We start from the raw sequence: 12908 nt of genomic DNA on the forward strand, positions 1-12908 counted from the left end.
CTGTGGTCGCGTTCGCTTCGCTTCCGCTGCGGGCAGGTGCCGCCTTCGTTCCTCAGGCGCCCCCTACCCTCCGCTGCAGCTCAGCTCAGCCGCTCGGGCCTGTGGTCGCGTTCGCTTCGCTTCCGCTGCGGGCAGGTGCCGCCTTCGTTCCTCAGGCGCCCCCTACCCTCCGCTGCAGCTCAGCTCAGCCGCTCGATGACCATCGCCATGCCCTGGCCGCCGCCCACGCACATGGTCTCCAGACCGAACTGCTTGTCGTGGAACTGCAGGCTGTTGATCAGCGTGCCGGTGATCCGGGCGCCGGTCATGCCGAAGGGGTGGCCGACGGCGATGGCGCCACCGTTGACGTTGACCTTCTCCAGCGGCAGCCCGAGGTCGCGGTAGGAGGGGATCACCTGGGCGGCGAACGCCTCGTTGATCTCGGCCAGGTCGATGTCGTCGACGGTGAGGCCGGCACGCTTCAGCGCCTGCTTGCTCGCCTCCACCGGTCCGTACCCCATGATCTCGGGGGAGAGACCGGAGACGCCGGTCGAGACGATCCGGGCCAGCGGGGTCAGACCCAGCTCGCGCGCCTTGGTGTCGGACATGATCACGAGCGCGGCGGCACCGTCGTTGAGCGGGCAGCAGTTGCCCGCGGTGACCAGGCCGTCGGGGCGGAAGACCGGCTTCAGACCCTGCACGCCCTCCAGGGTGACGCCCGCGCGCGGGCCGTCGTCCCGCGACACGACGGTGCCGTCGGGGGTCGTCACCGGGGTGATCTCGCGCGCCCAGAAGCCGTTCTTGATGGCTTCCTCGGCGAGGTTCTGCGACCGCACGCCGAACTCGTCCATGTCCTGACGGGTGACGCCCTTGAGTCGGGCCAGGTTCTCGGCGGTCTGCCCCATCGCGATGTACGCGTCCGGGACGAGGCCGTCCTCGCGCGGGTCGTGCCAGCCCGCGCCGGTCTCCTCGGCGCGGGCGGCGGTACGGGCCTCGGCCTCGGCGAAGAGCGGGTTGTGCGTGTCCGGCAGGCTGTCCGAGTTCCCCTTCACGAAGCGGGACACCATCTCGACACCGGCGGAGATGAAGACATCGCCCTCGCCGGCCTTGATGGCGTGCAGCGCCATGCGGCTGGTCTGCAGCGAGGACGAGCAGTAGCGGGTGACCGTACAGCCGGGCAGGTGGTCCATGCCCATCTGCACGGCGATGATGCGGCCCAGGTTGTTGCCCTGTTCGCCGCCGGGGAGGCCGCAGCCGAGCATCAGGTCGTCGATGTCCTTCGGGTCCAGCTCGGGGACCTTGGCCAGCGCGGTCTGGATGATCGTGGCGGTCAGGTCGTCCGCCCGCAGGTCCTTCAGCGACCCCTTGAAGGCCCGGCCGATGGGGGAACGGGCAGCAGAGACGATCACGGCTTCGGGCATCACGCGGCTCCATGAGGGCTGGAAGGCTGTCTGGGCTGAGCAGGACCGAGCGGGAGGCTCGACAGGCTGAGCGGGACTCAGTGGGACTGTCTGGGAAGTTACCCGTACGTATCGCCGAGGTCACCCGGCAGGCTGTGTGATGCGGGCCTCTTTTCTAAGCGACCGCTCAGGCGGTCCGGGGTGCAGGGTCCGTGCCCGCGTCCCCGCCTGCGCGAGGGTCCCTGTCCAACGGCACGTCCGGGCGCTTCCCGTCCAGGTGCTGGATCTCCGGGGGCTGGACCTCCGGCTGCCGGCCGTCCAGGTGCCCTGTATCCGAGTGTCGTACAGCCGGCTCCGGGTGCGGCTCCGTGGCCGCGGGCAGACGCCGGCGCCTGCGGTGCTTGAGGAGAGCCCACGGTGCCCGCGCCCCCGTGACCTCCGTACCGGCCTCCTGGGCCGCCTGGGACGCTGCCTTGGCCACCGGCAGCATGTCCTCACGCCGCGACCCGTCGAGACGGTCGGACTCCGGCCACAGGCCCAGCACGGCGCACAGGGTCGGCAGCAGTGCCATCGCCGCCGTCGCGTACCCCTCGGCCGACGGGTGGTAGTTGTCCGGGCCGAACAGCTCGCGCGGATTCGCCTCGAACTCCGGCCCCAGCAGGTCGCCCAGCGATACCGTTCGCCCGCCCTGCTCCACCGATCCGATCGTCTGTGCCGCCGCCAGCTGACGGCTCGCCCGCCGGGCCAGCCAGCGCAGCGGCTGGTAGACCGGCTCGATCGTGCCCAGATCCGGGCAGGTGCCGACGACCACCTCCGCACCCGCCGTACGCAGCCTGCGCACGGCGGTGGTCAGGTACCGCACCGACTGGGTGGCGGGCATCCGGTGCGTCACATCGTTCGCCCCGATCATGATCACGCAGACGTCCGGCGGACGGGACGTGTCGGCCAGCAAGAGCGAGACCTGCCGCTCCAGATCGTCCGACCGGGCCCCGGGCTGCGCGACGTTCCGCAGATCCACCGGTCGCTCCGACACCGCCGCGAGCCCCGAGGCGAGCAGCGCCCCGGGCGTCTGCCCGGCCCTGCGCACCCCCTGGCCGGCCGCTGTCGAGTCACCGAGCAGCCCGAGCCGCAGCGGCTCCGCAGGCCCGGTGAACGCCACCCCGTACCGTCCGTCCGCACTGGGCGGAACCGGCGCGATGCCGCCTCCCACGTGCCGCTTCGCCAGCTGGACCTCCGCCACCAACACGCCTGCCGCCGCCGCGCCGAGCAGCCCGATGCTGCCGCCGCCGTAGGCCGCGCCCGCCGCGATCCGCCGTGCCACCCTTGCTCTCGACACAGTCCGGTCCACCTCCTCGTTGCCGTACCGCCGTACTTACAGCTAACTGCCCCGTAACGACCGTCGCCCAATCGCTTCGCCCAATCTCACGCCCGTACGCATACCCTGGCCGCACCATCTCGGAGACCCCGGAGTAACACGGTGCAATTTCACGATTCGATGATCAGTCTCGTTGGCAATACCCCGCTGGTGAGGCTGCGCAGTGTCACGGCCGGCATCCAGGCGACGGTGCTGGCCAAGGTCGAGTACTTCAACCCGGGCGGTTCGGTGAAGGACCGGATCGCCCTGCGGATGATCGAGGCCGCGGAGGAGAGCGGCGAGCTGAAGCCCGGCGGCACGATCGTCGAGCCGACGAGCGGCAATACGGGCGTCGGCCTGGCGATCGTCGCCCAGCAGAAGGGCTACAAATGCATCTTCGTCTGCCCGGACAAGGTGTCCACGGACAAGATCAATGTGCTGCGCGCCTACGGCGCGGAGGTCGTCGTCTGCCCGACGGCCGTTGACCCCGAGCACCCGGACTCGTACTACAACGTCTCGGACCGGCTGGTCCGGGAGACGCCGGGTGCCTGGAAGCCCGACCAGTACTCGAACCCGAACAACCCGCGCTCGCACTACGAGACCACCGGCCCCGAACTGTGGGAGCAGACGGACGGCAGGATCACCCACTTCGTGGCGGGCGTGGGAACCGGTGGCACGATCACCGGCACCGGCCGCTATCTGAAGGAGGTCAGCGGCGGCTCGGTCAAGATCGTCGGCGCGGACCCGGAGGGCTCGGTCTACTCCGGCGGTTCCGGTCGTCCGTACCTGGTCGAGGGCGTCGGCGAGGACTTCTGGCCGACCGCGTACGACCGGACGGTCACGGACGAGATCGTCGCCGTGTCCGACAAGGACTCCTTCCAGATGACCCGGCGGCTCGCCAAGGAGGAGGGGCTGCTCGTCGGCGGCTCCTGCGGCATGGCGGTCGTGGCGGCCCTGGAGGTCGCGCGGCGCCTCGGACCGGACGACGTGGTCGTCGTGCTCCTCCCGGACAGCGGCCGCGGCTACCTGAGCAAGATCTTCAACGACGAGTGGATGGCCGACTACGGCTTCCTGGACGACACGGGCACGTCCGCCCGCGTCGGCGACGTGCTCGACTACAAGGACGGTCCGCTGCCGACGCTCGTCCACATGCACCCGGAGGAGACCGTCGGGGAGGCGATCGACGTCCTGCGCGAGTACGGCGTCTCGCAGATGCCGATCGTGAAGCCGGGCGCCGGCCACCCGGACGTGATGGCCGCCGAGGTCATCGGTTCGGTCGTGGAGCGGGAACTGCTGAACGCACTGTTCGCGCAGCGCGCCTCGCTCACCGACCCGCTGGAGAAGCACATGTCGCCGCCGCTGCCGCAGGTCGGCTCCGGCGAACCGGTCGAGGACCTGATGTCGGTGCTCGGCAGCGCGGGCGGTGCCGACGCGGCGATCGTGCTGGTGGAGGGCAAGCCGAAGGGCGTCGTGAGCAGGCAGGACCTGCTGGCGTTCCTGGCGAAGGACGCGGGCCCGAAGCAGTAGGGAGCGATTCGGGGCTTCGCGAAAACGGTACGAGCACGACACGTACGCGCAGCACCGGCTTAACACGGCTCCGGCACAGTGGTGGGTGTCGGCAGGGAAACCCGCCGGCGCCCAAGACGGCGACGCGGACTACGGAGCGGCTCCCGGACCTCCACTGTCGCCAGGACGCGCGCACCCGGCCCTGACCCGGACCCGCGTCCCTCGCGGGGACCGCCGTAGTCCCGCCCCCTGGGAAACCAGGGGTGCGGCGATCCCCGCGACATACCTCTGTGCGCGTCCACCTGTTCGACGCGCTGGGCTCCCTGTCCGGCGACGACATCGCCGCGAGGTGCGTGCCCCAGCCCCGTGACACTGCCCCCAATTGCCGGTCGGTCAGTCCTCCCAGTCGGACTTCGTGCGCTCCTCCGAGCGCCGGAACAACGGCCGGCTGCGGGCGGCCTGGGCGACATTCACCCCGACGATCCCCAGCCAGGCCACGACGAGCCCGTTGATCCCGGCGTTCGTGACCCCGATCGCGGACAGCGGGATGGCCAGGATCAAGGAGATGACCCCGAGCCCGAACCGCTCACCGAAGTTCCCCATCGGCGGCTGTGGCGCCCGGGCCCCCCGGGCGACCACAATCTGCTGTTCGGCGAGATGCCGCCGCACCCGCCGGTCGAGCGTGACGTCGAGACGCTGGTCGACCTTCTCCAGGAACGAGTCGATGAGCGCGGACTCGTACTCCGGCCCCAGTTCACTGCGGGCCTGCAGGGCGGCATTGAGCTCACTCTTGAGCTCCGGGTCGCGGGCTTCCATATATCTACGGTACGAAGCGGAGGGGCCCGGGGCAGTGGGGCTAACCCCCCTCTTTGAAGCGCGGAGCCGCTCAGCAGGTGTGGACGCGGGGCGGGTCGTGGGCGGCGATCGCCGACGCGACGACGACGATCGCGAGCAACGGCACAGTGGCCGGCCGACCGGCCGGGCTCAGGCCGCCGGGACCCGGTCCGTCGGCATGATGGTGGCAGCCGGGACGTGGGTGGTGTCGCGGCGGGCGAGCAGCCAGTACAGCAGGGCCGGTACGAGCAGGCCGATCATCCAGGAGATGTCCGCGCCGCCCAGCGGCTCCACCAGCGGGCCGGTGTAGAAGGTCGTCGCCAGGAAGGGGAGCTGGGCGACGATGCCGACTGCGTAGACCGTCAGTGCGTCCCAGCGCCAGGCGCCGTAGCGGCCGTCCGGGTCGGACAGGGCCGGGATGTCGTAGCGCTCGCGCGATATCAGGTAGTAGTCGACGAGGTTGATCGCCGACCACGGGGTGAAGAAGGTCAGCAGGAACAGCAGGAAGTCCTTGAACGAGGCGAGGAAGGTGTCCTTGCCGAGCAGGGCGACCGCCGTGCCCGCGATCATGATCACGGCGATGTATGCGGAGCGGCCGCGCTGCGACAGCGCCCGCTGCCCGCGGAAGCCGCTGATTCCGGTCACCATCGACATGAAACCGCCGTAGGTGTTCAGCACGTTGATGGTCAGCTTGCCGAGCGCGATCACGAAGTAGAGCAGCGAGGCGATCAGCCCGGTGCCGCCCAGCGAGACGACATAGCTGACCTGGTCGTCGAGGAACGCCTCGCCCGCGGATGCCGCGACCAGCACGCCGAAGGCCATGGACCACTGGGAGCCGAGCGTCGTGCCGGCCAGCGTCCACCAGAAGGTGGCGCGGGAGCTCGTACGGCGCGGCAGGTAGCGCGAGTAGTCGGCGACGTAGGGCCCGAACGCCAGCTGCCAGGACGCCGCGATCGACACCGCGAGCAGGAACATCGGCAGGTCGAAAGCGCGGTCGGCGAGGGCGGCGCCGAGATCGATCCGGTCCAGCAACCGGATACCGAGATAGATGAAGGCCAGCGCGCAGACCACACTGGCGACCCGGCCGAGGACGTGGACGACCCGGTAGCCGATCACCGCCATCAGTGCGGTGATTGCGGCGAAGACGAGGATGCCGGCGGTCTGCCCGAGGTGGGTGAGCTCGCCGACCGCCTGGCCGGCCAGCACGCTGCCGCTGGCGAAGAAGCCGACGTACATCACGACGACCAGGAGCAGCGGCACGACCGCGCCCCGCACCCCGAACTGTGCCCGGCTGGAGATCATCTGGGGCAGACCCAGCCTGGGGCCCTGCGCCGAGTGCAGCGACATCACCGCTCCGCCGAGCAGATTGCCCACCAGCAGGCCGATCAGGGACCAGAAGGCGCCGCCGCCGAAGATGACGGCGAGTGCGCCGCTGACCACCGCGGTGATCTGGAGGTTTGCTCCGAGCCAGAGCGTGAACTGGGAGAACGCGGTGCCGTGCCGTTCGTCGTCCGGAACGACGTCGATCGAGCGGCGCTCGACGAGGGAGTCGGCCATCGGGGATTGCTCCTTTTCTCTTACTTCTCTGCCAGGCCCTGCGCCGCGGCCCAGTCGTGCGCCACGTCCTCCGGGTCCTTCTTGTCCTTGTCCACCAGACGGTTCAGCTCCGTCCACCAGACGGTTCAGCTCCGTGATGTCCTTGGTCGTGAGGGTGGCGCCCATGCGGGCCAGTGCCGTGCGGACCGTGGAGTCCGCCGCGCGGTCCGCGATCAGGGGGACCACGTGCTGGCCGGGGATCAGGTTCTTGGGGTCGGTGAGGACCACTCAGCCCTCGGCGGTGATGTCCGTGTCGGTGGTGAAGAGGTTGGCGACGTCCACATCGCCCTTCTGCAGGGCTCCCTTGCCCCGGCTGCATATAGTCATGCAGAGTTCCCGTTGACTGAATAGGTTGTCAATGCCCTGGGGTAAAACACTGGTGACAAAATCCCGAAAGGCGGGACTGAGTGTCCGGATGAGGAGTGTTCGCGCATGATGTCGTCCCACATGGTGGACTCCTCGCCCTTCGGTGGCTGGGCCGCGGACCACGCCGTCTCCCTCGTCGAGCTCGACGGAGAGACCCTCCCCGTCGCCGATGCCGTCCGGATGGCCCGCGGCGCCGCCCGGCCCGTGCCCTGCGCCGGGGCGATGAAGCGGGTCGACCGGTCCTGGGCGGCCGCCCGGGAACTCGCCGCGACCGGGCGGGTGTACGGGCGATCCACCGGGGTCGGCGCCAATCGCCACGAGGAGGCCCCGACCGAGGCCGCCGACGCGCTCGAACAGGTCCTCGCCATCGAGATCAACGCGGCCGCCGAGAACCCGCTGATCTGCGTGTGCGGCGCCTACCGGCAGATCGTCGCCTGTGAACTCGTCGCCACCGTAAGGGCGTTGCTGCTGCGCGAACTGCGGCCCGATCCCGGCCTGCCGGTCGGTCGGGCGTTCGAGCTGGCCGATTCGCTCCTTGAAGGGGAGCTCGCGGACCGGCCGCTCACCGATGATGTGAAGGCGGCGGCAGGGGAGCTGCTCGACCGCTGCACGGACCTGTGGAACACCGATCTCACCAGCACCAGCACCAGCACTAGGGGGACAGTATGAACGGGAGCAGCCCGGCTGCGCGGTTGCAGCAGCTCTTCGAGGGGCACCGGCTCACGCCCACGCAGCGGCGGATCGCGCACTCGATGGTGCGCAGGGCCGGGGACGTCCCGTTCCTGTCGAGTGTGGAGCTCGCCGAGCTCGCCGGGGTCAGCCAGCCGTCCGTCACCCGGTTCGCCGTCGCGCTCGGGTTCGACGGATATCCGGCGCTGCGCAGGTATCTGCGGGAGGTCGCGCCGGGCGCCGTCGAGGGGGGTGCGGGCACCGCCGCCGACACGTACAACGAGTACCAGCAGGCCGTCCGTGCCGAGATCGAGAACCTGCAACACCTCGCCGAACTCCTCGCCGACCCCACTCCGGTCGAGCGGGCGGGGCGGCTGCTCGCCGCGTCGCGTCCGCTGCCGGTGCTCGGGCTGCGCGCCGCCTCCTCGCAGGCGCGGGGCTTCGGCTACTTCGCCGCCAAGGTCCACCCGGACGTGCGAGTGCTCGACGAGGGCGGCACCATGCTGCACGACCGGATCGACGCCGCGCGCCGGGCGGGGGCGAGCGCGCTGGTCTGCTTCGCGCTGCCGCGCCATCCCAAGGAGGTCGTGGACGCGCTCGCGTACGCCCAGGAGCAGGGATTGGCCGTGGTGTCGGTCGCCGATTCGGCGTTCGCCCCGGTGGCCAAACACAGTGACCTGCTGATTCCCGCGGCCGTCGGCACCGGACTCGCCTTCGACACGGCGTGCGCGCCGATGCTGCTGGGGCGGGTGCTGCTGGAGGCGATGTGCGACGACCTGCCGGACGTGCAGGCGCGGCTGGAGGAGTTCGACGCGCGGGCGGCGGCGCGCGGGCTTTTCGTGGAATGAGGGCGTGACGCACGGGATGTGGCTGCCGGGCTGCCCGGCGGGGTGAGCGCCCGGGGGCTGTCGAGGGCACCCGGGGGATCGGGCGGACGGTCGTGCCGACGCCGGGGCTGAGGCCGGGCGGGCTGTCGTCGGCGTCCGGACCGTGATCGCTTCCGGCACTGGCGGACTCGGAAATTCGCCGGCCGGGAACGGCGCCGCGGAGGCGAGTCCGCCTGCGCCGGGCACGGGGGCGGCCGGGCGGGTGTCCGGTGCTGAGGGAAGTCCGGCGGGTGGTCGGCATTCCTCGCCGATTCTCAGACACCGCTCAGATACGGTCGTTAATCTGCGCCCCGAGAATCAGCATCGATGGCTGTCGAGAGGGGTACGGACGTGGGGCGCGGAGCGCAGTCGCTGGCGAGGGTGGCGGTGATCGTACGGGCCGGAGCCGTACCGCTGTGGTGGTCGGGGCTGCTCGCCGCCGCCGTCAGTGCGCTTGTCCCGGGGCTCACCGGCCGCCGGATCGGACTGCTTGCCGGAGCCGCGCTCTTCCTGATCACCGCGGTTGTGGTGGCGCTCGCGCGCGGGCGCAGGTACGCGGAGCTGGCGAGGGCCGCCACCCGAGCCGGGCGGACGGATTTCCTCCAGGACCGGGCCGTGACCGTACGCAACTGGCGGCGTGGGCACCGGTGGTGGCTGCTGGGCGGGTTTCTCGTGGCGATCGCCGGTGGATTCCTGCTGCCCGGCGCTGGTGGGCTGACGCTTGCGGGTGCGGGGGCCGGCCTCTGGGCCAAGTCCGTCCGGATCGGGCAGCGGGAGCGGAGGGACGACGTCCTGTACTGGGTGCGGACCGACTGGGTGGAGAAGGGGCGGCCGACGGGCAAGCGGGTCGCGGCGTACCGGACGACCGGGCCGGTGGCGGGCGACGCCGCGCCCGGCGGGGCGCGGCGTCGCTGAGCGCGTCCCGCGGAGGTCAGACCTCCAGTTCGGCCTCGATCCGCTTCAGCTGGTGGCGGGCCATTGCCAGGTTGGCGCGGCTGCTGTCCAGCACCAGGTAGAGGAAGAGACCGTTGCTGCCGCGCGCCTTGAGCAGCCGGATCAGGTGGTACTGGGCGCCGAGGGTGATCAGAATGTCCTCGATCTCGTCCTTGATGCCGAGATGTTCCATGGTGCGGAGTTTGGCGCGTACGACATCCGTGTTGCCCGCGGCAGCGACCTCCAGGTTGAAGTCCTTGCCGCCGCCGAGGGTGCCCAGCGCCATGCCGCTGGTGTAGTCGACGAGTGCGACACCGACGGTGCCCTCGATGGACGTCATTGCTTCCTTGAGTGACGCTTCGGTGTTGGCCATGAGTGCTCGTTTCCTTTCCTTGCCGGCCGAGGTGACCAGCTCCGTTTTCTGGCGTTCCTGGTGCTACGTGCGGTGCGGGAGGGGGCCGGGGGGTGGGTCCGTGGGCGCGGGGCATACGGCGGCGGCGCGGGTTGTGCGGTGCGTTTCAGTGCGGTGTCGACCAGTTCGCCGATCCGGGTGCCCGCCCGGCGGCCTTCCAGGTGGAGTCGGCCGACGTTGATCCGGTCCTCGGCCAGGAGTGTGAGGACGGCGGAGGAGCCCGCCGCGTACGTGGCGATGTAGCCGGTCTCGCCACGTACGAGCAGTTCGCGGAAGCCGCCCCGGGCGACCGCGTCCCACCAGCCGTCGCGGTGCAGGGCACCGCTCGCGGTGAGCAGGATGTCGAGGCCGGGTGTCGAGGGGCTCTCGGCGTGCACGACCTGGCCGTCGGCGAGGTACAGCGTGCCGCGGTCGCGCATCAGGGCCCCGGTGGCGCGCTCGGCGGCGAGACGCTGGAGCATGGGGGAGAGGGCGGAGGCTGCTCTCACGGGGAAGGTTCTCTCGGATGAGGTTCTCGCGGGAGGTGTTCTCTCGGGCGCGGCGGCTCTCATGCCAGGACCAGCCGCTCCGCCATCTCGCCCAGCCTCATCCGGGCCAGCGCCAGGTTGCCGTCGGAGCGGTCGAGCCACAGATGCAGGAAGACGCTGCTGTCGAAGGCCGTCTCGACGAATCGGATGATGTGGTAGTCGGCGCGGGTGGTGACGATGACGTCTTCCACCGGCGGCGCGGCGCCCGTCGCGGTAACGTCGTTCCCGCCCGGGCCTGTTAAGGGTTCCGGGACGGAGAGGGTGAACACGGGCTGCTCCGCCGCCATGCGCGCCACCTCGGCCGTCTCGGCGGCGGTCGCCTCGTGATCGCCGTTGGGCGAGTCGCCGATGGTGCCTAGGGCGAGACCGCTCGTCCAGTCGACCACCGCGGCGCCGCGGGCACCGGGCAGCCTCATGACTTCGAGCAGGCACTCGTCGATTCCGGGCACGCGGGCTCCCTCCCGACCTGATGTGCGGCTGTGACCGAGAGGTTACGCAACGTGCCCGCCTCACGTGGGAGTTCTGGCATTTTCCATTGGTACATGCGGAAGGCGATCGGAAACGGTCGGACCCGCTGCCGCCCCTGTCATGTTCTGTCCGCGTTCGGTGCCGCATCCCGTCTTCGGGGGCAGGTCTTTCGGGCGCGCCTGTTGACTACAAGTATTCAGAACAGCAGGATGTGAATAGAAGTAACGCAGTCGCGAGGAGGCATTGCCATGTCAGGACCCCGCCCCGTACGGGCACCGCGCGGTACCGAACTGAGCGCCCTGGGATGGCAGCAGGAAGCCGCCCTCCGCATGCTGCAGAACAATCTCGACCCCGAGGTCGCCGAGCACCCCGACAAGCTCGTCGTCTACGGCGGCACGGGCAAGGCGGCCCGCGACTGGCGTTCGTTCGACGCGATGGTGCGCACGCTGCGGACGCTCAAGCAGGACGAGACGATGCTCGTCCAGTCCGGGCGCCCGGTCGGTGTCATGCAGACCCACGAGTGGGCGCCGCGCGTCCTGATCGCCAACTCCAACCTGGTGGGCGACTGGGCGAACTGGGAGGAGTTCCGCCGCCTGGAGGCGCTCGGGCTCACCATGTACGGCCAGATGACGGCCGGCTCGTGGATCTACATCGGTACGCAGGGCATCCTGCAGGGCACGTACGAGACCTTCGCCGCCGTCGCCGCCAAGAAGTTCAACGGGACGCTGGCCGGGACGATCACTCTGACCGCCGGACTCGGCGGCATGGGCGGCGCCCAGCCGCTCGCCGTGACCATGAACGACGGCGTGGCGATCTGTATCGACTGCGACCCGCGCGCCATCGAGCGCCGCATCGAGCACCGGTACCTCGATGTGCGCGCCGACTCCCTGGAGCACGCGCTCCAGCTCGCCACCGAAGCGCGCGACGCGCGCAAGCCGCTCTCCATCGGTCTGCTCGGCAACGCGGCGGAGCTGCTGCCCCGGATGCTCGCCGAGGGCGCCCCGATCGACATCGTCACCGACCAGACCAGCGCGCACGACCCGCTCGCGTACCTCCCGATCGGCGTCGACTTCGACGACATGGCCTCGTACGCCGCCGAGAAGCCCGCCGACTTCACGCAGCGGGCACGCGAGGCGATGGCCAAGCACGTCGAGGCGATGGTCGGCTTCATGGACGCCGGGGCCGAGGTCTTCGACTACGGCAACTCGATCCGCGGCGAGGCCCAGCTCGCGGGCTACGACCGGGCATTCGACTTCCCCGGGTTCGTCCCCGCGTACATCCGGCCGCTGTTCTGCGAGGGCAAGGGCCCGTTCCGCTGGGCCGCGCTGTCCGGCGAGGCGTCGGACATCCACAAGACCGACAAGGCGATGCTCGAACTCTTCCCGGAGAACGAGTCGCTGCACCGGTGGATCAAGATGGCCGGCGAGCGCGTCCACTTCCAGGGGCTGCCCGCCCGGATCTGCTGGCTCGGCTACGGCGAGCGCGACCGCGCCGGTGAGCGGTTCAACGACATGGTGGCCTCCGGCGAGCTGGCCGCACCGCTGGCGATCGGCCGCGACCACCTGGACTGCGGGTCGGTGGCGTCCCCGTACCGCGAGACCGAGGCGATGCTCGACGGGTCCGACGCGATCGCGGACTGGCCGCTGCTGAACGCCATGGTCAACGTGGCGTCCGGCGCCTCCTGGGTCTCCATCCACCACGGCGGCGGCGTCGGGATGGGGCGTTCCATCCACGCCGGTCAGGTGACCGTGGCCGACGGTACGAAGCTGGCGGGCGAGAAGATCCGCCGGGTGCTGACGAACGACCCGGGGATGGGGGTCATCCGGCACGTCGACGCGGGGTACGACATCGCGGAGTCCGTTGCCGCGGACAAGGGTGTGCGGGTTCCCATGACGGAGGGGCAGTGAGCCTGCCGGGCGGAAGCGGTTCGGTGGGCGCCGAGGGTGTCCCGGCGCCCGCCCTCCCCCATGGTCCGCAGGGACCGGAAGGGGCCGGGCA

12 protein-coding genes and 1 pseudogene are annotated in these 12908 nt (G+C 70.5%); 5 read left to right on the forward strand and 8 right to left on the reverse strand.

Going from position 1 to position 12908, the window contains the following annotated elements; translation table 11 throughout:
* Positions 1-179: 179 nt before the first annotated feature.
* Positions 180-1400 carry an acetyl-CoA C-acetyltransferase gene (locus AB0N06_RS16430; RefSeq protein WP_366135359.1) on the reverse strand — a complete coding sequence of 407 codons (1221 nt, stop codon included), beginning with the start codon at positions 1398-1400 and terminating at the stop codon, positions 180-182.
* Between the two features lie 166 nt (positions 1401-1566).
* The gene (locus tag AB0N06_RS16435; protein ID WP_366135411.1) at positions 1567-2700 is read right to left on the reverse strand and encodes an SGNH/GDSL hydrolase family protein; all 1134 of its coding nucleotides are present in this window, start codon (positions 2698-2700) and stop codon (positions 1567-1569) included.
* A gap of 156 nt (positions 2701-2856) precedes the next feature.
* Here AB0N06_RS16435 and AB0N06_RS16440 point away from each other — a divergent pair, with 156 nt between their 5' ends.
* Entirely contained in the window at positions 2857-4260 is a 1404-nt protein-coding gene (locus AB0N06_RS16440; RefSeq protein WP_366135360.1) for a cystathionine beta-synthase, read from the forward strand.
* Positions 4261-4632: 372 nt separating this feature from the next.
* Here AB0N06_RS16440 and AB0N06_RS16445 read toward each other — a convergent pair whose 3' ends face one another.
* The 3 genes and pseudogenes from AB0N06_RS16445 to AB0N06_RS16455 all read right to left on the reverse strand — a co-directional run.
* Positions 4633-5055 carry a hypothetical protein gene (locus AB0N06_RS16445; protein WP_366135361.1) on the reverse strand — a complete coding sequence of 141 codons (423 nt, stop codon included), beginning with the start codon at positions 5053-5055 and terminating at the stop codon, positions 4633-4635.
* A 168-nt stretch (positions 5056-5223) separates the two neighbouring features.
* Complete coding sequence (locus AB0N06_RS16450) at positions 5224-6630, reverse strand: cytosine permease (RefSeq protein ID WP_366135362.1); 1407 nt, start codon at positions 6628-6630, stop codon at positions 5224-5226.
* A gap of 20 nt (positions 6631-6650) precedes the next feature.
* Positions 6651-6975 (reverse strand): annotated as a pseudogene (locus AB0N06_RS16455) (glycine betaine ABC transporter substrate-binding protein); the annotation flags it as partial.
* Between the two features lie 126 nt (positions 6976-7101).
* Here AB0N06_RS16455 and AB0N06_RS16460 point away from each other — a divergent pair.
* From AB0N06_RS16460 to AB0N06_RS16470, 3 genes are all read left to right on the forward strand, one after another.
* Positions 7102-7704 (forward strand): hypothetical protein, encoded by a 603-nt coding sequence (locus AB0N06_RS16460; RefSeq protein WP_366135363.1) that lies wholly within the window; start codon positions 7102-7104, stop codon positions 7702-7704.
* Positions 7701-8552, forward strand: a complete 852-nt coding sequence (locus tag AB0N06_RS16465; protein ID WP_366135364.1) for a MurR/RpiR family transcriptional regulator — start codon at positions 7701-7703, stop codon at positions 8550-8552. Before AB0N06_RS16460 ends, AB0N06_RS16465 begins: the two co-directional genes overlap by 4 nt.
* A 345-nt stretch (positions 8553-8897) precedes the next feature.
* Positions 8898-9485 carry a hypothetical protein gene (locus AB0N06_RS16470; RefSeq protein ID WP_366135365.1) on the forward strand — a complete coding sequence of 196 codons (588 nt, stop codon included), beginning with the start codon at positions 8898-8900 and terminating at the stop codon, positions 9483-9485.
* Between the two features lie 16 nt (positions 9486-9501).
* On the opposite strand, the gene AB0N06_RS16475 is transcribed toward AB0N06_RS16470, so the two are convergent.
* The 3 genes from AB0N06_RS16475 to AB0N06_RS16485 are packed head-to-tail and all read right to left on the reverse strand — an operon-like array spanning position 9502 to position 10891.
* Positions 9502-9876, reverse strand: coding sequence for a hypothetical protein (locus AB0N06_RS16475; protein WP_366135366.1), 375 nt, complete (start codon positions 9874-9876; stop codon positions 9502-9504).
* Entirely contained in the window at positions 9840-10403 is a 564-nt protein-coding gene (locus AB0N06_RS16480; protein WP_366135367.1) for a hypothetical protein, read from the reverse strand. Before AB0N06_RS16480 ends, AB0N06_RS16475 begins: the two co-directional genes overlap by 37 nt.
* Before the next feature lie 59 nt (positions 10404-10462).
* Complete coding sequence (locus tag AB0N06_RS16485; protein WP_366135368.1) at positions 10463-10891, reverse strand: hypothetical protein; 429 nt, start codon at positions 10889-10891, stop codon at positions 10463-10465.
* Between the two features lie 267 nt (positions 10892-11158).
* On the opposite strand from AB0N06_RS16485, the gene hutU reads away from it, so the two are divergent.
* The gene (gene hutU, locus AB0N06_RS16490; RefSeq protein WP_366135369.1) at positions 11159-12817 is read left to right on the forward strand and encodes a urocanate hydratase; all 1659 of its coding nucleotides are present in this window, start codon (positions 11159-11161) and stop codon (positions 12815-12817) included.
* Positions 12818-12908 lie beyond the last annotated feature (91 nt).

It is taken from the genome of Streptomyces sp. NPDC051020 (assembly GCF_040683105.1).
Classification (GTDB): Bacteria; Actinomycetota; Actinomycetes; order Streptomycetales; family Streptomycetaceae; genus Streptomyces.

Coding starts and splice junctions, on each gene's coding strand:
- AB0N06_RS16430 (WP_366135359.1), bottom strand. CDS start 1,400: ATGCCCGAAGCCGTGATCGTCTCTGCTGCCCGTTCCCCCATCGGCCGG.
- AB0N06_RS16445 (WP_366135361.1), bottom strand. CDS start 5,055: ATGGAAGCCCGCGACCCGGAGCTCAAGAGTGAGCTCAATGCCGCCCTG.
- AB0N06_RS16450 (WP_366135362.1), bottom strand. CDS start 6,630: ATGGCCGACTCCCTCGTCGAGCGCCGCTCGATCGACGTCGTTCCGGAC.
- AB0N06_RS16460 (WP_366135363.1), top strand. CDS start 7,102: ATGATGTCGTCCCACATGGTGGACTCCTCGCCCTTCGGTGGCTGGGCC.
- AB0N06_RS16465 (WP_366135364.1), top strand. CDS start 7,701: ATGAACGGGAGCAGCCCGGCTGCGCGGTTGCAGCAGCTCTTCGAGGGG.
- AB0N06_RS16470 (WP_366135365.1), top strand. CDS start 8,898: ATGGCTGTCGAGAGGGGTACGGACGTGGGGCGCGGAGCGCAGTCGCTG.
- AB0N06_RS16475 (WP_366135366.1), bottom strand. CDS start 9,876: ATGGCCAACACCGAAGCGTCACTCAAGGAAGCAATGACGTCCATCGAG.
- hutU (WP_366135369.1), top strand. CDS start 11,159: ATGTCAGGACCCCGCCCCGTACGGGCACCGCGCGGTACCGAACTGAGC.